This is a genomic window from Sporocytophaga myxococcoides (assembly GCF_000775915.1).
In the GTDB taxonomy this organism is placed as follows: Bacteria; Bacteroidota; Bacteroidia; order Cytophagales; family Cytophagaceae; genus Sporocytophaga; species Sporocytophaga myxococcoides_A.
Map to the genome: position 1 here is coordinate 424935 of NZ_BBLT01000003.1, position 19008 is coordinate 443942.

Annotated in this window: 18 protein-coding genes; 13 read left to right on the top strand and 5 right to left on the bottom strand. The window is 36.2% G+C overall.

Annotation, left to right across the window (positions count from 1 at the left end; all coding sequences use genetic code 11):
• Positions 1-21: 21 nt before the first annotated feature.
• On the bottom strand, positions 22-1803 hold the full coding sequence (locus tag MYP_RS24915) for a PAS domain-containing protein (protein WP_052430064.1): 1782 nt from the start codon (positions 1801-1803) through the stop codon (positions 22-24).
• Complete coding sequence (locus MYP_RS09640; protein ID WP_052430065.1) at positions 1800-2384, bottom strand: DUF6436 domain-containing protein; 585 nt, start codon at positions 2382-2384, stop codon at positions 1800-1802. Before MYP_RS09640 ends, MYP_RS24915 begins: the two co-directional genes overlap by 4 nt.
• 312 nt (positions 2385-2696) lie before the next feature.
• Here MYP_RS09640 and MYP_RS09645 point away from each other — a divergent pair, with 312 nt between their 5' ends.
• The gene (locus MYP_RS09645) at positions 2697-3689 is read left to right on the top strand and encodes an aldo/keto reductase (RefSeq protein WP_045462143.1); all 993 of its coding nucleotides are present in this window, start codon (positions 2697-2699) and stop codon (positions 3687-3689) included.
• A gap of 48 nt (positions 3690-3737) precedes the next feature.
• Here the strand turns inward: MYP_RS09645 and MYP_RS09650 are convergent, their stop codons facing one another.
• The 3 genes from MYP_RS09650 to MYP_RS09660 form a co-directional block, all read right to left on the bottom strand.
• Positions 3738-4088 (bottom strand): 4Fe-4S dicluster domain-containing protein, encoded by a 351-nt coding sequence (locus MYP_RS09650; protein ID WP_045462588.1) that lies wholly within the window; start codon positions 4086-4088, stop codon positions 3738-3740.
• 76 nt (positions 4089-4164) lie between these two features.
• A complete protein-coding gene (locus MYP_RS09655) occupies positions 4165-5061 on the bottom strand; it encodes a LysR family transcriptional regulator (RefSeq protein ID WP_156140463.1) in 897 nt (298 codons plus the stop codon).
• A gap of 91 nt (positions 5062-5152) precedes the next feature.
• On the bottom strand, positions 5153-6388 hold the full coding sequence (locus tag MYP_RS09660; RefSeq protein ID WP_081990460.1) for a glycosyltransferase: 1236 nt from the start codon (positions 6386-6388) through the stop codon (positions 5153-5155).
• Positions 6389-6892: 504 nt separating this feature from the next.
• Here MYP_RS09660 and MYP_RS09665 point away from each other — a divergent pair.
• The 12 genes from MYP_RS09665 (at position 6893) to phoU (ending at position 18998) form a co-directional block, all read left to right on the top strand.
• A complete protein-coding gene (locus MYP_RS09665; protein ID WP_045462594.1) occupies positions 6893-7462 on the top strand; it encodes a DNA-3-methyladenine glycosylase I in 570 nt (189 codons plus the stop codon).
• Between the two features lie 214 nt (positions 7463-7676).
• Positions 7677-8831 carry a malectin domain-containing carbohydrate-binding protein gene (locus MYP_RS09670; RefSeq protein ID WP_045462149.1) on the top strand — a complete coding sequence of 385 codons (1155 nt, stop codon included), beginning with the start codon at positions 7677-7679 and terminating at the stop codon, positions 8829-8831.
• Positions 8832-8956: 125 nt separating this feature from the next.
• Positions 8957-9649 carry a response regulator transcription factor gene (locus MYP_RS09675; RefSeq protein ID WP_045462152.1) on the top strand — a complete coding sequence of 231 codons (693 nt, stop codon included), beginning with the start codon at positions 8957-8959 and terminating at the stop codon, positions 9647-9649.
• A gap of 86 nt (positions 9650-9735) precedes the next feature.
• Complete coding sequence (locus MYP_RS09680) at positions 9736-10596, top strand: UDP-2,3-diacylglucosamine diphosphatase (RefSeq protein WP_081990461.1); 861 nt, start codon at positions 9736-9738, stop codon at positions 10594-10596.
• A 115-nt stretch (positions 10597-10711) separates the two neighbouring features.
• Positions 10712-11707 carry a glycosyltransferase family protein gene (locus tag MYP_RS09685; RefSeq protein WP_045462155.1) on the top strand — a complete coding sequence of 332 codons (996 nt, stop codon included), beginning with the start codon at positions 10712-10714 and terminating at the stop codon, positions 11705-11707.
• 16 nt (positions 11708-11723) lie between these two features.
• Positions 11724-13061 (top strand): GH1 family beta-glucosidase, encoded by a 1338-nt coding sequence (locus MYP_RS09690; RefSeq protein WP_081990462.1) that lies wholly within the window; start codon positions 11724-11726, stop codon positions 13059-13061.
• Between the two features lie 161 nt (positions 13062-13222).
• Positions 13223-14482, top strand: coding sequence for a porin (locus tag MYP_RS09695; RefSeq protein ID WP_045462161.1), 1260 nt, complete (start codon positions 13223-13225; stop codon positions 14480-14482).
• Positions 14483-14619: 137 nt separating this feature from the next.
• Positions 14620-15648 carry a PstS family phosphate ABC transporter substrate-binding protein gene (locus MYP_RS09700; RefSeq protein WP_045462599.1) on the top strand — a complete coding sequence of 343 codons (1029 nt, stop codon included), beginning with the start codon at positions 14620-14622 and terminating at the stop codon, positions 15646-15648.
• A gap of 23 nt (positions 15649-15671) precedes the next feature.
• Complete coding sequence (gene pstC, locus MYP_RS09705) at positions 15672-16547, top strand: phosphate ABC transporter permease subunit PstC (protein WP_045462164.1); 876 nt, start codon at positions 15672-15674, stop codon at positions 16545-16547.
• Positions 16548-16550: 3 nt separating this feature from the next.
• A complete protein-coding gene (gene pstA, locus MYP_RS09710) occupies positions 16551-17453 on the top strand; it encodes a phosphate ABC transporter permease PstA (RefSeq protein WP_081990463.1) in 903 nt (300 codons plus the stop codon).
• A 37-nt stretch (positions 17454-17490) separates the two neighbouring features.
• Positions 17491-18240 (top strand): phosphate ABC transporter ATP-binding protein PstB, encoded by a 750-nt coding sequence (pstB, locus tag MYP_RS09715; protein WP_045462166.1) that lies wholly within the window; start codon positions 17491-17493, stop codon positions 18238-18240.
• 44 nt (positions 18241-18284) lie between these two features.
• Entirely contained in the window at positions 18285-18998 is a 714-nt protein-coding gene (phoU, locus tag MYP_RS09720; RefSeq protein WP_045462169.1) for a phosphate signaling complex protein PhoU, read from the top strand.
• Positions 18999-19008 lie beyond the last annotated feature (10 nt).

Genomic DNA, 19008 nt, shown 5'->3' on the forward strand with positions numbered 1-19008 from the left:
GTAAATTGAAAGTGGACGTTATTAAATGTATTGAGAGTCTGTAATTAAAGGAAGTCCTAATCTTTGAGCTTGCAGGTTATACATCTTTTCAGCAAATTCATCACTGGTAATATGGTATCTTGCTCCTATATACTTTTTGAGATTACCATTTTCATCAAAGACGGGAACGATATGAGCATCTACCCAATAATGACTTCCGTCTTTTGCTTTATTTTTAATGATGCCATGAAATGTTTCTCCCCTTTTAATAGTTGACCAGAAGATTTTGAAAAGCTCTGGTGGCATATCAGGGTGTCGGAATGTTTTATGAGGTTTGCCAATAAGTTCCTCCGCTGAATACTTGGATACTTCGCAAAGCTTTTCGTTTGCCAAAGTAATGTTACCGTATAGATCTGATTCTGAAAGGATAGTTGTAAGACTAAAAACCTTTTCTCGGATTTCCATTTCTACTCTCTGATTTTCGGATATAGATACAATTCGGGAAAGTTCTTCCTGAGAAGCATTGAGTTCTTCCAGATTTTGTCTCAGCTCCTCTTCCTGTTCACGCATAGATTCAGTCTGGACCTGGGTCTCGTGAAGCAGCTTTTGGGTTTGAAGATTAGTCCTCAAAGAAGTGATAGAAGCGGCCAGACTTTCACCGACCTTTTTCAATAACTCGATTTTATGACTTTCTATTTTTTCGAAACAGGCAAATTCCATTACACCATAAACCGTATCATTTACCATAAGAGGGCAGATAACAACAAATCTTGGCAAAGCTTCCCCAAGGCCAGAGGTAATCCGGATATAGTCCTTTGGTACATCAGATAGAATGATAAGGTCTTTTTCAAGGTAACATTGACCAGCTAAACCTTCTCCTGGAAGTATTGAAGTTTTAATATATTTTTTCTGTCCGTAAGCATAACAGCCCATCAATTCAAGATACTTATCGTTTTCATAATCGTTTAATATAAAAAGTGATCCTTGATTGGCCCCAATATATTTTGTAAGAAATGAAATTGCTTTATCAGACAAGTCATCTAATTTTTTGTCATTAGCTCTTATTAACTCGGATATTTTGGCAATACCAATATTTACAAAGTTTTCATTTTCGGTCTTTTGGGTTGCTTCGGATATGTATTTATGCATCCTTATCAGCGCCAATCCTAGCTTGTCTTCTTCTTCAGCTTTAAATTCCTTTTCCAGGTTGCCGTTTGCAATGTTTTCAGCAAATTCGATTCCTTTATTTATAATTTCTAGCTGCCTTGTAAGTTTTGCATTAGAAGCAAGACTGATTTTCGCAGATGTCTCAAATTCGTAACTCCAATATCCGCATAGAAAAAAAATGATTGCAGCAAGTGATGCATGGATAATAAAGGTGGTTAAAGGCATGTAGTCTGCGGTGGTAAAGTAAACTTCTTTCATGCCAGTATACTGCAGGTATCCGAAAAGGGCATGATGAACTATGACTAAAATCGCCAAGGGTATTTGATTCTTCCAGTTCCTATAGTATATAAGAATGATTGATCCAATAAATGCGAAGAAATGCATTTCAATCATACCATGCATCTGATATATAAACTGGGCCATAAAAATTCCCAAAGATAAACTTCCAACATACTGATACCATAATTTGTCTGGAGCCAGAGTCAAAGTTGAGAAATACATGATAAGATTCAAAGATCCTACTATAATGGCAATCAGAAATGTATCGTATACAAATGAAAGAGCAAGTCCAAGTATAAATAAAGAAATAAGAGAATAACTGAGAAATTGAGGTTTGATATTCACAAGTTCTGCAGAGTTTTTACTAGAAGTAATCATGGAGTAGTAATGAAATTAAGATCTGAGTTAAGATTGCATCCATATGCTTGAGACGCTGCCGAAGGCATATTGGGCAATTGCTTGTTGTTTAATAAAGAGTCTAGTATGATTTCTGGAAAATAAGTGTCTTTGTCAGTGCAAAAACGTGCCTTATTATAATTCCCCCGGTATATTAATTTACCGTCTTTAAGGATTACAGCTTGTGGAGTAGCATAGACTCCAAAGGTATCTGCAATGGAGCCGTCATCTGTAATGAGTTTGAAGTCGAATTGGTCCTTATAATCTTTTATATGGGCTTGTTCAACAACAGCAAAAAAGGTTATACGATCTTTGTATCTCCTATGCAGAGATTGAATATATGATGAGTTAAATTTCGAACATGGGCATTTAGGATTGAAAAAATGAAGGAGTATTGGATCTTTATATTCTTTGAATAAAGAGGTATAAAGCCCTGCATTTACAAATTTATAGTTGGATGGGACACTTGTTGGAAGGCTGTATCTAAAATATTCTTTCCAAAGAAGTGCACAAATAGCAAGAAAACAGAATGTTACTATAAATATAATTAAACCTTTTCTCAAGATTAAAGAAGTTGATAATGTTAAGGCAACGATGGGGATACCGGAAATTGTAAATTAAAGTTTGCATCAGGTAGTTGGAAGACGTAAGACACTTCTTTTTTTATCTGGGTTTGCGGTTTTGAAGACTAGATAAACCGGAAGCGAAGATGGATAAAATCTACATTGAACCATATAAAATTATTTTGAAAAAAAATATTAGGCATTATGATCCTGTAAAGAAAAATTAGAATTTTAAGGTTTTAGCGTCCATTTTTTTATCCTTTTAAAAAGCCATGTGAAGAGATAAAAACTTCTTTAGTTATTTTTGTGAAAATGGACTTAATAAGATTTGGCTCAACGAGGTTAATGGTATCTCGCATAGGTCTCGGGCTTGCTGCATTAGGAAGGCCGGGTTATATCAATATCGGACATGGGAAGGATCTTAACTTTGATTATGATATTAAAGCGATGCAATCACAGACAGTAAAAATGCTGGATTTCGCTTATAGACTTGGAATCAGGTACTTTGATGTGGCAAGGAGTTATGGCAGAGGAGAAGAATTTTTGTCTCATTGGATAGAAGGAAACAGGGAAAGGAAGGATTTTATTGTTGGTTCCAAATGGGGTTATACATATACGGCTGATTGGAAAGTTAATGCTGAAAAGCATGAAGTGAAAGAACATTCTGTTGATGTGCTTACTCGTCAGTATCCTGAATCTAAAAAGCTATTAGGAGATTATCTATCAGTCTATCATATTCATTCGGCCACATTAGACAGTGGAGTTCTTGATAATAAAGAAGTTCTTGAGAAGTTGTGGCAGTTAAAGGAATCAGGGGTAATAATCGGCCTTTCACTGAGTGGTACTGGTCAGGGTGAGACGCTGGATAAAGCGTTGAATATTCAAAGTGGCGGAGGCAGGCTTTTTCAGTCAGTTCAGGTAACGTGGAACTTGCTTGAGCAATCTTCAACAGATGTTCTGAAAAAAGCTTCAGCCAATGGTTGTGGAATCATTGTAAAGGAAGTGCTGGCTAATGGTAGACTGACCAATCGAAATGTGGACTTATCTTTTAAAAATAAAAAGGAAATATTAGATAAGCTGGCTGTTAAATATAGGTGCGGAATTGATTCCTTATCTATGGCATATGTATTAAATCAGGATTGGGCTAATGTAGTCCTTAGTGGGGCATCGACTGAGGAACAATTGAAATCGAATGTAGAATCATTAAAAATTGTGCTGGATGACAAGGATATTGCAATTTTAGAAAGTTTCAAGGAAGAGCCCAGGACATATTGGAATTCAAGAGCGCAACTTAACTGGAATTAAAAGGAAGTCCGCAATTGCATATGCAACCACGGACTATATTGGAGCAGCTTAATTTTCGTTATGCAGCCAGGCTTTTTTGGCTAGTAATATTTCCTGAGTTTCCTGAAAATCAGGGTCAGGCACACAACAGTCTACAGGACAAACTGCAGCGCATTGAGGCTCTTCGTGAAAACCTGTACATTCTGTACATTTATTAGGCACTATATAGAAGAAATCATTTGAAATAGGCTCATTCATTAAACTCGCATCAATATGAGCCCCATCTTCAAGTTCAATTTCCGTAAGACTTGTGCCTTTTGAATAATTCCATTCCGCACCGTTTTCATAAATCGCAGTATTGGGACATTCGGGCTCGCAAGCCCCACAGTTAATGCATTCTTCAGTAATTAAAATAGCCATTTTTCCTCCTTGTTTATGAAACAAAATTGAATGATTCCTAGATAATTTACCAATCAAAAAAACTTATATGGGATAACTAAAAGTTATAATGGCTATTGCAAAATCTTTTAAAAAGGTCTGTAAGTCTGGACGTTTTTCCATGAAGGTGTATAAATTGGAAAGTCCTGTAAATGTCTAGCCCTTTAACTTCCAGAATAACGAGTTCTTTGTTTTTAAGCTCATTTCCTATTGCATGAATAGAAATAAATGCTGCAGATTCAGAGTATAGAAGATAATGTTTAATTGCTTCTGTGCTTTCAAGCTGAAGTTCTATTTTAAGATCTTTCAGCGTTATTTTATCTTTATCCAAAGCTTTTAAAATTACATCCAGGGTTCCGGAACCTTGCTCTCTGAGTATAAGTGGCAATGTTGTTAATTGAGTTGGCTTTAATTCTCCCCGTTGCCCTATTTTGCTTTTCGCATGAGCGACCAAAACAATTTCGTCTTTCGCAAATGCCTCATAGGCAATTTGAGGATGATGAGAAATACCTTCCACAATAGCAACATCTATTTGTTCTGAGATTATCTGTTGCTCAATAAATTCACTGTTACCACTTACAAAATGAAGCTGAATGGAAGGATGCGCAGCCTTGAAGAGTGCCAATATTTTTGGTAAAACATATTGTGCAAGTGTAGTACTGGCTCCTATTCTTATTGTTCCGCTTTCCGGATTTTGAAGTTGGGAAAGATCATTTTCAAGTGCTGCATAAACCTTGAAAATTTGTTGGGCATGTTTTAATAATACCTGTCCTGCAGGAGTTAAGGTAATATTGTTCCCATGCCTTTTAAAAAGCGCCAACCCGGTTTGTTCTTCCAGTTCTTTGATATGCTTAGTAACGGCGGGCTGTGAAATGAAAAGCTCCTGAGCGGCTTTAGTAAAGCTTAGTTTTTGAGAAACTGTATAAAATACCTTAAGTCTGAAGTCAAAAATCATAAAATTGTCCTTGTTGCAACAGGCCCTTTATCAATGATGCCCTACTGGACGAATTTAACAAATTCAGGAAGATTCTATTCTCTGAATTTTTTTATTCCTGTTGAACCGGATTTTTCTCTCTTTCGACCTCTAATTCTTTAAGGGAAACCATTTTTACCTGTTCGGTAACTAGAAAGTCCTTGCCAGCTTTTTTCATGGTGAAAAGTGCCAGAACCTGATAGGTTATAAATGCCGGTATGCCATAAAGATTTGACCATATCGCTTTAGGCGCATTTCCCAGGTAAAGTACCCATAAAAAATTCAAAACAAAGATACCCCCCCCTGAAAACATCATAATTGAAAGTGGAGGGAACAATAAAAGATTTATGACAAATAGAATTGCACAGGAGAAAATAAGAATAAAAAGCGGCGGAGATAATGTCATAATGCCGAAAAAGAATTTATTGAAAGAGAATCTTTCTATTCCGGATAGAATCAATTGAAGAGAATATTGGGTGTTTTCAAAATATGATCTAAGCCATCTGGATCTTTGTCTTACCAATTGATCTGATTTGGATATTTTTTCATCATAAACAAGGGCATCTTTTGCAAATGCTATCTGAATGTTATTCCCTACCAGAAAATTTTGAAGAATTTTATCCTCCGCAATAATGAGACCTTCACTGTTTTCACGAATTCTCGGAGAGGAGAGGTATTTCTTAAAGAGTTCGGTTTCGATTACCATCCCGGAGCCAGCAATATTTGCAGAAGAGTTTAATATCCAGGGTACAAGCTTTTGAGTGTAGTTAAAATATAGTTCGCCTGTTGCATCCAGACAGGCAGTAGTAGAATCCAGGTTTTTAGCAACCCTTTTTCCCTGAATAGCAGTATATCCTGCACCCATATAATTGTTGGCAACAGTAAGAAAATCAGGATGCATAAGGTTATCTGCATCCATAACTATTATGGCATCATGATTTCTGATGGTCTGGCTCATTCCAAAAATAAGGGAACGGACTTTAGACCCAAGCTTTTTAGGCGGAAGACAGATTTTGAGTTTAGGGTTTTCAGGAATGGTTAATATCTGCTCTGCAGAACAATCATCTGCAATAAGGTATATTTGGAAAGTGTCATATCCCTGTTCAAGTATTGATTCTATAAGTGGACGTGTGATCAGTAAATTTTTATAAGCAGTTATGATAATGCCGAAATCCTTTTGCTCAGAGCTTTTCTGAAATTTTTTTTCTCTAACTAACAGTGAAACAAGAACTGTTAGAAACGGAAAAAGCAGAAAGAATGTAATGAGACTACTCGCGAAAAGTAAGAAATAATATAAAGCATGCATCATAAACCTGATTTTTAAATCCTCTATTTAGTAATAGCCTTTTATTATAAATTATCCATTTATTTTAATCTCAATGGATATAAAAAATACTTCTGTTAATATCCAATTGTCAAGGTTTTGTTTCAGATTTAAATACCTTGCCCTCTTAGCTGTTCAGAGGTTATGTAATTTTTAACTGATCTTAAGAAAGATTATAATTCATTGCCCAGTTCTGGGTGATTGATTTCCTGAAATATTTTCCCTATTAAATATTCAAAAAAATCTATTGAAATTAATGATAAAATGTAATAGATCAAAGAGCTAAAGTAAAATTAAAAGATCATTATTTCAAGGAAGTAATTGTATTTAAGAATCTTCACCAGTAATTTTAGCATACATAATTGTAAGTTAGGGTATGCAACTTACCTTTTTTCAGGTATATAATCATAAGTTTACCATAGTGCTTTTCTGGCCTTTAAAATGCTGTGGAGGTCATAAGTAATTAATTAATTGTTGAAACTTTGGAATATGAAAAACCGATGCGGATGGACGAAAAATGATCCATTAATGGTTGCATACCATGATGAGGAATGGGGAGTGCCTGTTCATGATGATCAGAAACATTTTGAGTTTCTTGTTTTGGATACATTTCAGGCAGGATTGAGCTGGAAAACAGTCCTTTATAAGCGAGAGGCATTCCGGAAAGCTTTTGCGGACTTTGATGTAAATAAAGTTGCGAAAATGACAGATGCTCAACTTGAAAAGCTTTTATCGGACCCTTCTATTATTCGTAACCGACTCAAAGTTTTTGGAACTGTTAAAAATGCCAAAGCCTTCCTTGAAATTCAAAAGGAGTTTGGTTCCTTTGATAAATATATATGGAGCTTTGTAGGAGATAAAACGATCGTCAATAGTAGAAAGAGTATTAGTGAGGTGCCAGCTACTAGCAAAGAAAGTGATGCAATGAGCAAAGCGTTAAAAAAGAGAGGGTTCACTTTCGTTGGATCTACTATTTGTTATGCGTACATGCAGGCTGCAGGACTAGTTAACGATCATATAAACTGTTGTTTTAGATATGAACAGATTTTGAAACTATAACGGTGAAAGCCTGTTGGTTTAATTCTTTGTAGATAGCATATAAAATTATTTTTTTTAGCCCCTCTCTACTTAATTATCTACCCCTTTTCAATTTTTCAATTTCATTAGTTTTCTTATCAAATCCTTGTCCTTTAAGACTTAAACAGTCGCTTCTAACAAAATTCATTTTCATCAGGTTCTTCTATTAGTCCTTGAATACTTTGGATAGAATACTATGGATACAAATCTTTTAACTAAATTTTTAGTATTGATACTTGTCTGTTTCTTTGGAAGTTATTCTTCCATGGCTGGTATCGGAGGTATATCCTTGGAAGAAAACCCATTTGTAAGTGAAAAGTACATGTTGCTGAAAGTTGATCAGGGAGAGACGCTGGATACATCAATGACGTTTTGCGATGAAGAAACTGTATCCATAGTCGGGGCAAATCTGCCTGCCTTTGCCAAACTTACCTATACTGGAGGAGGTAACGCATCTGTTTCTCTTACACCGTTGATGGAGACAGGAGTATTTGAGAATGTGTATATAATAGCTTCTGATAGTTATGGTGGCAGCGACACAATATATATTACGATTCTGGTAAATAAAATGCTTTACAGGGTTAATTCAGGAGGACCGGTTGTTAAAGATCTTCCAATGGAATGGGCTGCAGATATGCAGGAAGCTCCGGCCCCTTATCTTGATGCAAACAGTGCGAATTATACAACTGGAAGTAATATGTGGACCGGTGAAAATCCAACCGGTGCACCGGATTTACTTTTTGGAGACAATAGACTTAGCTTACTAGAAAATAAATCCTTGATCATGAAATTTCCAGTTCCTCAGAACGGAAAGTATAAAGTAAATCTTTATTTTGCTCAAAAGGTCAATGGAGAAGTAACGGGACCAGACCAGCAAATTTTTCATGTTAAAGTAGAAAATTTAATGGCGCTTGAAAATTTTGACATTTATGCGGAGGCAGGTATGAGGGCTATGAAAAAAACTTGTGTAGTCGAAGTAGATGATAAGATTTTAAATATAAATTTTTTTAGACAAAAAGGAAACCCTCAGGTAAATGCAATAGAAATCTTTCAGATTGAAGATGATCCTGTGTTTGTTAAAGAAAGCTCTTTTGCCGGAGAAATGGTTGCTATTCCAAATCCTAGTTCAGATAAAATTCAGATGAGATTTAAAGGATATTTAAATGGAATAGTTACAGTAACTTTATATGATGAGAGAAATCGGATCATCTTCAGGAAGAACATGGCTCTTTTGTGTGGAAAATCTATTAAGCTTAACCTCGCCGAATTAAGCCTTGCTTCAGGTGAATATTATGTGCAAGTGTTGACTGCAAATAAAAAATATTTCGCAAGGGTTATGGTATTGAATTAATATTAAGCTGAATGAATTGGCTCATAAATAAACACAAAAGAGACCAGTTAACAATTCCTTAATACTTCAGTAATATTAAGGGAACATCCTGTATTTATTTTTACCATGCCATCCAGAAAAGAGGCATGAACGAAAGCAAAAAATACAAAATACTTATAGTAGACGATGAGCCCGCCATTGTCGAAATATTGGATTACAACCTCAGGAAAGAAGGCTATCTGACTAAATCTGCCAGCAATGGTAAGGATGCGATAAATTGTGTTAAATCCTTTGCTCCTGACATGATCTTATTAGATATAATGATGCCCACAATTGATGGAATTGAGACATGCAGACAAATCAGGGCTATGGAGGGTACAGAGAACACGCACATTATTTTCTTAACAGCCCGCTCGGAAGAATATTCTGAAGTTGCTGCTTTTGAAGTAGGTGGTAATGATTTTATTACAAAACCTATCAAGCCTAGAGCGCTATTAAGTAGGATTTCAGCAATTTTCAAAAGGGGATTAATAGAAGAAAAAAGTGGGAAAATTGTTTCATTTAAAGACATAACAATCAATAAAGAAAGTTATACAGTCCTGAAAAACAATGAGAAGGTTGCACTGACTAAAAAAGAGTTTGAGCTTCTTTTCTTTCTGTGTTCTCACCCCAATAAAGTTTTTAACAGAGATGATCTGCTTAAGAAAATCTGGGGAGATGACATTTTTGTAGTCTCCAGAACAATTGATGTCCATATCAGGAAGATAAGAGAGAAAATTGGCGAAAATTACATTAACACCATTAAGGGTATTGGCTACAAGTTTGAGAGCAGTGAATAGAGTTTACCCAAACTTAATGATATTATAGTCTTTTCTTAACATGCTTTTCCTTGTCCTTATTGTTATTCAAATAAACAACAGTGGTTATGCATTACAGAACCATCGTAATTTCGGATATACACCTTGGAACTTCAGGGTCCAAGGCTAAAGAGGTTACCTCTTTTCTAAAATATAATTCCTGTGATGAACTCATTCTCAACGGTGATATTATTGATGGATGGCAACTGAAAAAGTTTGGAGCATGGAAAAAACATCATACCAAATTCTTTAAAAGGATACTTAGAGCTATCGAAAAGTATGACACAAAAGTCATATACCTCAGGGGAAATCATGACGACTTTCTGGATAACATTATCCCTTTCAGATTTGGTAATATCTCTGTTCAAAAAGATTACATCATCACTTCCGGTGATAAAAGATTTTATGTTGTTCATGGTGATGTTTTTGATTCAGTAACTACTAACCTTAAGTGGATTGCTAAGCTTGGCGATATTGGTTATACCTTTCTGTTATGGCTCAATCAGCGCTATAATAGCTATCGCATGAAAAGAGGCTTGCCATACTATTCCTTATCTCAGGCAGTTAAGGGGAAGGTAAAGAAAGCAGTCTCCTATATCTCTGAGTTTGAAAATGAAATCATTTGTCTTGCTAAAATTAAAAAATGTGATGGCATTATTTGCGGACATATTCATCAGCCGGCTATAAAAAATATTAATGGAACAATCTATATGAATTCAGGTGATTGGGTGGAAAGCCTCAGTGCATTAGTAGAAGATTTTGAAGGGAACTGGAATATCATTCACTATGCGGATTATAGCCTTGCTGAGGACATCGCTGAAGAAGAGGAAGAAGAAGGAACGGATTTATTTGATATGGACATTATCCATTTGAAAGCAGAAATTGAGATAAGAAAAAAAACAATAAGCGGTTATAATTTAAACATATGAAAACACTATTTGAATTATACATAAGACTACAATCTGTTGTATTACAGTACCGTGTTACTATCCTTTATTTTGCTCTGAAAGGCAGCAAGATAAAAAGACGTTTTCTAATACCTGTATGAAAATATTATATGCTATTCAGGGAACCGGAAATGGCCATTTAAGTCGTGCCCGCGATATTATCCCTATATTACAAAGCCGAGGTGATCTAGACATCCTGGTAAGTGGCATTCAAGCAGATGTAATGTTGCCCTATCCAGTTAAATATAAATATCAGGGTTTGAGTTTTATATTCGGAAAATCTGGGGGGGTAGATCTTATAAATACTTATTTAAAGAATAATAGTAAGAAGTTTTTTTCCGAGCTCCGGGAAATTCCTATTGAAAAATACGATATAGTAATTAATGATTTTGAACCTGTGAGTGCCTGGGCTTGTCATCTGAAAAGGAGACCATGCATAGCGCTTAGCCATCAATCTGCAGTCCTTTCTCCTAAGGTTCCTAAACCTGATCATACAGACCATCTGGGAAGTTTTATCCTTAAAAAATATGCCCCCGCCACTCATCATTATGGATTTCATTTTGAAGCTTTTGACGAGAATATTTTCACTCCGGTGATCAGAAAGGAAGTAAGAGAAATTGATCCTTGCAATAACGGGCACTATACAGTATATCTTCCTGCTTATAATGACGAACGGTTGATTAAAGTGCTTTCGAAGGTGAAAGATGTAAAATGGGAAGTGTTTTCTAAACATTCCAAAAAGCCATGGAAAGAAAAAAATCTGAACATCAAACCTATCAATAATGAAGCATTTGTCAAAAGTATTGCTTCGTCTGAAGGCGTTCTTTGTGGCGCTGGTTTTGAAACTCCTGCCGAGGCATTGTACCTGGGTAAGAAACTGATGGTAATTCCAATGAAAAATCAGTATGAACAGCACTATAATGCTGCGGCGCTTATGTCAATGGGAATTCCAGTTATTAAATCATTAAAGAAAAAACACCTGGAAACAATAGTTCATTGGGTTGGTAAACAGCGTGGAGTCAAAGTGGAATATCCTGATATTACAGAAAACATTATTGATAAGGTATTGGAGAATGCCATTAGTTTAAAATAGATCTGTTGGATAAATTTTGGAAAGAAGAGATTTTGGGGAAGAGTTTTGCTGGGGTGTTGCTGTTTCTGCATATCAGATTGAAGGTGCCCATGATGCAGAAGGCAAGGGCCACTCAATATGGGATATATTTACCAATAAAAAAGGTAATGTCCTTAATGAACATACGGGTAACACTGCTTGCGACTTTTACAATCGCTACAGCGAGGACATAAGTTTGCTGAAATTATTAAATATTCCCAACTTCAGATTTTCATTGTCGTGGCCCAGAATACTTCCCTCTGGTCATTTTTATGTGAACAGGAAAGGAATCGATTACTACGACAGACTAATTGATTGTTGCCTTTCTCAGGGAATTGAACCATGGGTAACTTTATACCATTGGGATCTTCCTCATGAACTGGAATTGATGGGTGGATGGACAAACAGAGACATCCTTTATTGGTTTGGTGACTATGCTGAATTATGTGCAAAGCATTTCGGGGATAGGGTAAAAAAATGGATGGTATTAAATGAACCAATGGTTTTCACTGGTGCAGGCTATTTCCTTGGTATTCATGCACCTGGTAGAAGAGGAATGAAAAATTTTGTTCCGGCAATGCATCATGCAGTTCTAGCTATGGGAGAAGGAGGCAGAAGGCTGAGGGAGTTAGTTAAAGATGCTGAGATTGGTACTACATTTTCATGTTCTTACATAGAGCCTGTATCAGAAAGGGACAAAGATGTACAAGCAGCCATTCGTGTAGATGCTTTGTTGAACCGCCTCTATGTAGAGCCAATACTTGGCCTGGGTTATCCAAAAGAACTTAGAAAACCTTTGCTCAATGTAGAAAAGTTCATTAAAGCTGATGATGAAAATAATATGCCTTTCGATTTTGATTTCATCGGGATACAGAACTATACAAGGGAAATTGTTAAATACTCTTGGTGGACTCCCTATTTACAGGCAAGTATTGTAGGGGCAAAGGAAAGAAAAGTACCCTATACATTGATGAAATGGGAGGTTTACCCGGAAGCGATTTACCACATGCTTAAGAAATTTCAGGCATATCCGAATATCAAGAGATTGATGGTGACTGAAAATGGAGCTGCTTTTAATGATGTTATTTTTGATGGGAAGGTTCGGGATTCTCAAAGGCTTAAATTCATTCAGGATAATATAAGACAAGTGCTGAGAGCAAAGAAAGAAGGGGTAAACGTCGAAGGTTATTTTATCTGGACACTTACAGATAATTTTGAATGGGCTGAAGGTTTTCATCCCAGATTTGGTATTGTTCATGTTGACTTTGATACTCAGAAACGAACTATTAAAGAATCAGGACTTTGGTACAGGGATTTTTTGAGAAGTTGTAATTGATTGAAAGTTAGTGATGATAAATTCAATGTTAAGAAATTGTTAATTATATATTATGTAATTGTAATGCCAGTGTTAAGCTTGAGTTAACACTGTGTTAGAGGGTGGTTAAGGTCAATTATTATTTCAAAATTTGTTCTCGATTTTATTAGCCACCAAAAATTATGAACAAGAAGTTAAGTGCCCTATTTTTTATTCTCTTATTTACACCATTTGTATTATTCAGTCAAAACGCGTCTGATTCATCCGCTTACAAACAAGAAAAGTCTGTTGAAGTAAAAGAAACCAAGAAAAAATGGTATGAGACATTTTCATTAAGAGGATATACCCAAATACGTTATAATAGGTTGCTCGAGACCAATGGCCAGCTAAAGTGTGATCAATGTGATAGGTCTATTGGTGATGGAGGAGGGTTGTTTTTCAGAAGAGCTCGTCTTACATTTTATGGTGATATTCATCCTAGAGTTTATATGTATATCCAGACGGACCTTGCTACCAATTCCTTAATTAACGGTTCCGCATCTTCTGTAAATGGAATGAATTTCCTTCAACTTAGAGACCTTTATGCTGATATATTTCTTAACGAGTCTAAATCTTTAAGAGCCAGAGTTGGTCTGAGTAAAGTTCCTTTTGGATTTGATAATGTGCAGTCAAGTCAAAACCGGATAGCTTTTGATCGTTCTGATGCGATTAATAGTGGTATGTACAACGAGCGGGATATGGCGGTATTATTTTACTTTACCCCTCCAAAGATAAAAGAAAGGTACAAGTATCTTGTTTCTTCTGGGCTAAAAGGATCTGGGGATTATGGAGTATTGGGGGGCGGATTCTTTAACGGTCAGACAACGAACAGGTTGGAGTATGGAAATGCCCAGCACGTTATAGCTAAAGCTTCTTATCCTTTCAAGCTTAGTTCCGGCCAATACATTGAAGCAGGAGTAAGTGGCTTTACAGGATATTTTAATACAAAAGAAATTAAAAATGTGGATGTCGTGTCACCTACCAATATTCAAGAACAGAGAATCGACGGATACATAGTCGTTTATCCTCAGCCAATAGGTTTTCAGGTGGAGTACAACTGGGGCATGGGACCTAGATTCACAAATGATAATGGTGTTTTTTCAGTAAAGAGAAGACCTCTTGACGGAGGATATGCTCAGGTAATGTTCCTGCAAAAGGTTAGAAAAATGGTTTTTATACCTTATCTAAGAGCCCAATATTATAACGGAGGAAAAAAAATTGAGCAGGATGCAAGAAGTTATGTTGCTAAAGAACTTGAATTCGGGGTTGAATATCAAATTAATTCAGCTTTGGAGTTTACTATAGCTTACATGATGTCAGACCGCACGTTCGAAGATTCAAAAAAGCCAAACAATCATCAAAAAGGAAATCTTTTGAGACTTCAATTACAGTTCAATTATTAGAATAATCTTTAATTTATCCACATCATTTTTGTAAAGACTTTACAATGAGGAAATAAATTATGACAACTTCTGGATTAAAAAAGCTTAACAATTTCTTAACATTCGAATATTTAAATTTGCCTAATTTGCTATCAATTATGAGAAAAATCATTTTTAGCGGCGCCGTTATATTTTCGGTAATTGCTGCATCTTTTTGGGGATGTGGTCCTAAAAAAAATTCTGAAGAAGCTTCGGAAAAACTTACCGGTACGGTCGAGATCGATGGGTCTAGCACTGTTTATCCTATTACAGAAGCTTCAGCAGAGGAATTTAGGGTTGAAAATCCTAAAGTGAAAGTAACAATCGGAGTCTCAGGAACTGGCGGAGGATTTAAGAAGTTTGTACGTTCAGAAATTGATATAGCAGAAGCTTCAAGGCCGATTAAAAAATCTGAAGACAGCGCCTGTAAAGCAGCCAAGATTGAGTATATTGAATTACCAATCGCCTATGATGGGTTGGCAGTTGTTGTAAATCCTCAGAATAACTGGGTTGACTATCTCACCGTTGAAGAACTGAAGAAAATCTGGGAACCCGAAGCCCAGGGCAAAATAGTGAAATGGAATCAGATCAGACCAAACTGGCCAAATGAAGAAATTCATCTTTTTGGAGCTGGTCATGAGTCCGGAACATTTGATTATTTTACAGAGGCAATAATTGGAAAGACTAAAGCCAGCAGAGGCGATTATACTGCCAGTGAAGATGACAATGTTCTCGTACAGGGTATATCTACTGATAAATTTGCATTAGGATATTTCGGTCTCGCTTATTTTACAGAGAATAAAGAGAAACTAAAGCTTATTCCTATAGATGATAAGAATGACGAGAACGGAAAAGGGCCGATACTTGCATCTGATGAAACTGTAATGAATGGTACTTATCAACCTCTGTCTAGACCTTTGTTTATTTATGTAAATAAAAATAATGCAGAGTCAAATTCTTCTTTGGATAGCTTTGTACACTTTTACATAGACAATGCTGTAGAACTGGTGCCGGATGCAAAATATATTCCTTTGAGCAAAGAAGTCTACGAATTGGTAAAGAAGAGATTCAAAGAGAAAAAGACAGGTTCAGTATTCCTTAATAAGGAATCAACAGTTGGAGTAAAACTTGAAGAAGTTCTGAAATAATCAGAACTTCTTAATTATTTATAATGAAACTTAGAGAAACAATTATTGAAAAACTCTTGTTGGCCTGCAGTCTGCTAACAATATTCACGACTGTAGGCATTATAGGAGTTTTAATTTTTGAAACCATTGGGTTTTTCAAAGAAGTTAGTCTGATTGAGTTTTTAACAGACACAGAATGGACTCCTCTTTTCAGCAATCAGAGATTTGGAATTCTTCCACTGCTATCAGGAACGTTGCTTACCACACTAATTGCAACTATTGTAGCAGTTCCTCTGGGACTTACAATAGCTGTTTATCTTAGCGAATATTCACACAAAACAGTCAGAAATCTCGTAAAGCCAATGCTGGAGATTCTTGCTGCAGTACCCACTGTAGTTTATGGTTACTTCGCTCTGGTATTTGTTACTCCAATGTTTCAGAAGGTAATTCCCACACTTGCAGGCTTTAATGCTTTATCGCCCGGTATCGTAATGGGAATCATGATTTTACCTCTGGTATCATCTTTAAGTGAAGATGCACTTTATGCTGTGCCTAAATCTTTAAGAGAAGGCTCTTTTGCTCTCGGAGCTACTAAGTTTCAAACTTCCTGGAAGGTTATTGTTCCTTCCGCATTTTCAGGGATCTCGGTTTCTATCATATTGGCTATTTCCAGAGCAATTGGAGAAACAATGATTGTAGCCATTGCTGCTGGTCAGCAACCTCGTCTTACATTTGACCCTACTGTTCCTATCGAAACCATGACTACCTATATCGTACAGGTGAGTCTGGGAGATGTACCTCATGATAGTGTGGAGTATAGGACCATTTTTGCTGTCGGTATGACCTTATTTGTTGTTACACTTATATTAAATAATATAAGCTTTTGGCTTAAGAAAAAATTTCAGAAACATCACAGATAGGAAATGGGCAAAAAGGGAAAAGGTAAGATTAAAAAAAGGCTTAAGTATTTTAGCAATACAAGAGTATATGAATACCAGGATCAGGCATTCAAATACTTTGGCCTTTTCTGCACACTCATTGGAGTTGTAGTATTAATGTTATTATTAGGTGATGTTTTATACAGAGGATTAAGTCGTCTGGATTGGGATTTTATTATGGGCCTTCCAAGTAGAAGAGCCGCCAGAGCAGGTATTTATACTGCATGGGTAGGCACGCTCTGGATTATGGTTCTTACTGCTGTTATAGCCTTTCCTGTTGGAATATCAGCAGGTTTGTACCTTGAAGAGTATAATAAAAGAAGCAGGCTTTCAAACATTATAGAAATTAATATAGCAAACCTGGCAGGTGTACCCTCTATTATCTATGGTCTGCTTGGTTTAGAGCTCTTTGCTCGTGCTTTGAAACTTGGGGAGAGCGTTCTTACTGGTGCATTGACCTTGTCTTTATTAATTTTGCCAATTATAATCGTATCTACCAGAGAGGCCTTAAAAGCTGTTCCATATTCCATCAGAGAGGGATCTTATGCTCTTGGGGCATCCAAATGGCAAACCATCTGGTATCAGGTACTGCCGGCAGCAGTATCAGGAATTTTCACAGGGGTAATTCTTTCTCTTTCCCGTGCAATTGGAGAAACAGCTCCTCTGATAGTAATCGGAGCTCTTACTTTTGTGCCTTTCGTTCCTGAAAGTGTTATGGATTCATTTACTGTACTGCCCATACAAATATTTAACTGGGTGAGCAGACCACAGAAAGAGTTTTCTGAGAATGCAGCAGCAGCCATTATCATTTTATTGAGTATAACATTTATTATGAATGGAATTGCCGTTTATATAAGACATAAATGGCAGAAAAAAGTAAAGTGGTAAAATTATTGTTTGAAAGAATTTCTTTGGAATATAAATCATGAAAATTGAAGCCAAGAACGTCCACGTTTACTACGGTTCTGACCATGTATTGAAAGGGGTTACTCTTTCCATCAAGAAAAATACCGTAACAGCGTTGATCGGCCCTTCCGGATGCGGAAAGTCCACGTTCCTCAGATGTTTCAACAGGATGAACGACCTGATTGAGAATGCCCGCGTTGAAGGGGAGATTATGATAGAGGGAGTTGATATTTATCACCCCAAAATCAATGTGAATGAGTTGAGAAAGACCGTAGGTATGGTGTTTCAAAAGCCTAATCCGTTCCCAAAATCTATTTTCGAAAATGTTGCTTATGGCCTCAGGGTTAATGGGGTTAAGGATAACGCTCTCATTGAAGAAAAAGTAGAATCCTCTTTAAGAGGTGCAGCACTTTGGGATGAAGTAAAGGATAAACTCAAAAAATCTGCTTTGGCACTTTCAGGAGGACAGCAACAGAGACTGTGCATAGCAAGAGCCCTTGCTGTAGAGCCGTCTGTTTTATTGATGGATGAGCCTGCTTCTGCTCTTGATCCGATATCTTCAATAAAAATAGAGGAATTGATTTACAGCTTAAAAGCTAATTATACTATTCTTATAGTAACTCATAATATGCAGCAGGCTTCCAGAACCAGTGACAAGACTGCCTTCTTTTATATGGGAGACCTTATAGAATATGATGATACCAGAACTCTGTTTACAAACCCTAAGAAAGAAAGAACACAGAATTACATAACAGGACGTTTTGGTTAATCAAAAATTAATTTTTAACGTTATATACAACCAAAAGAGCAACAATGAATCTATTAGAAACCGAACTCGGCGAATTAAAAAGCGAACTTATAGATATGACCTATCTTGTGAGAGGTCAGCTTGACAAGGCTATTTCATCTTTTTATAGTTTTGATAAAGATCTTGCCAAAGAAGTAATCAAAAACGAGAAGCGGGTAAATGGTAGTGAACTTAAAATAGATGCAAAAGGAGAACATATCCTTGCTCTGTTTAATCCTGTTGCAATTGATTTAAGATTTGTTGTGGCATCACTTAAAATGGTGTCAGATCTTGAGAGAATAGGTGATAACGCCAAGGGAATAGCTCAGTACGTTACCAAGTGTGAAAATTCTTATGATGCGGATCTTATAGAAAAGATAAGATTCAAAGAGATGACAGACACAGCACTTGAAATGCTTTCGATTCTTAGTGAATCTTTTGAAACAGATAATACCAAGCTGGCGAGAACTTTATTCTCCAAAGATGAGCTAATGGATGAAATAAATCTTAATGCAAATCAGATCATGACTGATTATCTTAAAAATCAGAGTGATCCTGAGAAGGTTATGCAAGCAATTTATTTTCTTACCATTATCAGAAAGATGGAAAGAGTAGGAGATTATGTGACAAATATTGCTGAGGAAATTATATTCTATGTAAAGGCTAAAGTGTTAAGACATAAGAGAAAATCTTTAAAAATTTCTGATTCAGATTCAGATAATGACTCTGACTCTAATTAATATTTGTAAA

Excerpts from the sequence above, each read along its gene's own strand:
- MYP_RS24915 (WP_052430064.1), bottom strand. The coding sequence starts at position 1,803 with ATGATTACTTCTAGTAAAAACTCTGCAGAACTTGTGAATATCAAACCT.
- MYP_RS09645 (WP_045462143.1), top strand. The coding sequence starts at position 2,697 with ATGGACTTAATAAGATTTGGCTCAACGAGGTTAATGGTATCTCGCATA.
- MYP_RS09650 (WP_045462588.1), bottom strand. The coding sequence starts at position 4,088 with ATGGCTATTTTAATTACTGAAGAATGCATTAACTGTGGGGCTTGCGAG.
- MYP_RS09655 (WP_156140463.1), bottom strand. The coding sequence starts at position 5,061 with ATGATTTTTGACTTCAGACTTAAGGTATTTTATACAGTTTCTCAAAAA.
- MYP_RS09660 (WP_081990460.1), bottom strand. The coding sequence starts at position 6,388 with ATGATGCATGCTTTATATTATTTCTTACTTTTCGCGAGTAGTCTCATT.
- MYP_RS09665 (WP_045462594.1), top strand. The coding sequence starts at position 6,893 with ATGAAAAACCGATGCGGATGGACGAAAAATGATCCATTAATGGTTGCA.
- MYP_RS09670 (WP_045462149.1), top strand. The coding sequence starts at position 7,677 with ATGGATACAAATCTTTTAACTAAATTTTTAGTATTGATACTTGTCTGT.
- MYP_RS09675 (WP_045462152.1), top strand. The coding sequence starts at position 8,957 with ATGAACGAAAGCAAAAAATACAAAATACTTATAGTAGACGATGAGCCC.
- MYP_RS09680 (WP_081990461.1), top strand. The coding sequence starts at position 9,736 with ATGCATTACAGAACCATCGTAATTTCGGATATACACCTTGGAACTTCA.
- MYP_RS09685 (WP_045462155.1), top strand. The coding sequence starts at position 10,712 with ATGAAAATATTATATGCTATTCAGGGAACCGGAAATGGCCATTTAAGT.
- MYP_RS09695 (WP_045462161.1), top strand. The coding sequence starts at position 13,223 with ATGAACAAGAAGTTAAGTGCCCTATTTTTTATTCTCTTATTTACACCA.
- MYP_RS09700 (WP_045462599.1), top strand. The coding sequence starts at position 14,620 with ATGAGAAAAATCATTTTTAGCGGCGCCGTTATATTTTCGGTAATTGCT.
- pstC (WP_045462164.1), top strand. The coding sequence starts at position 15,672 with ATGAAACTTAGAGAAACAATTATTGAAAAACTCTTGTTGGCCTGCAGT.
- pstA (WP_081990463.1), top strand. The coding sequence starts at position 16,551 with ATGGGCAAAAAGGGAAAAGGTAAGATTAAAAAAAGGCTTAAGTATTTT.
- pstB (WP_045462166.1), top strand. The coding sequence starts at position 17,491 with ATGAAAATTGAAGCCAAGAACGTCCACGTTTACTACGGTTCTGACCAT.
- phoU (WP_045462169.1), top strand. The coding sequence starts at position 18,285 with ATGAATCTATTAGAAACCGAACTCGGCGAATTAAAAAGCGAACTTATA.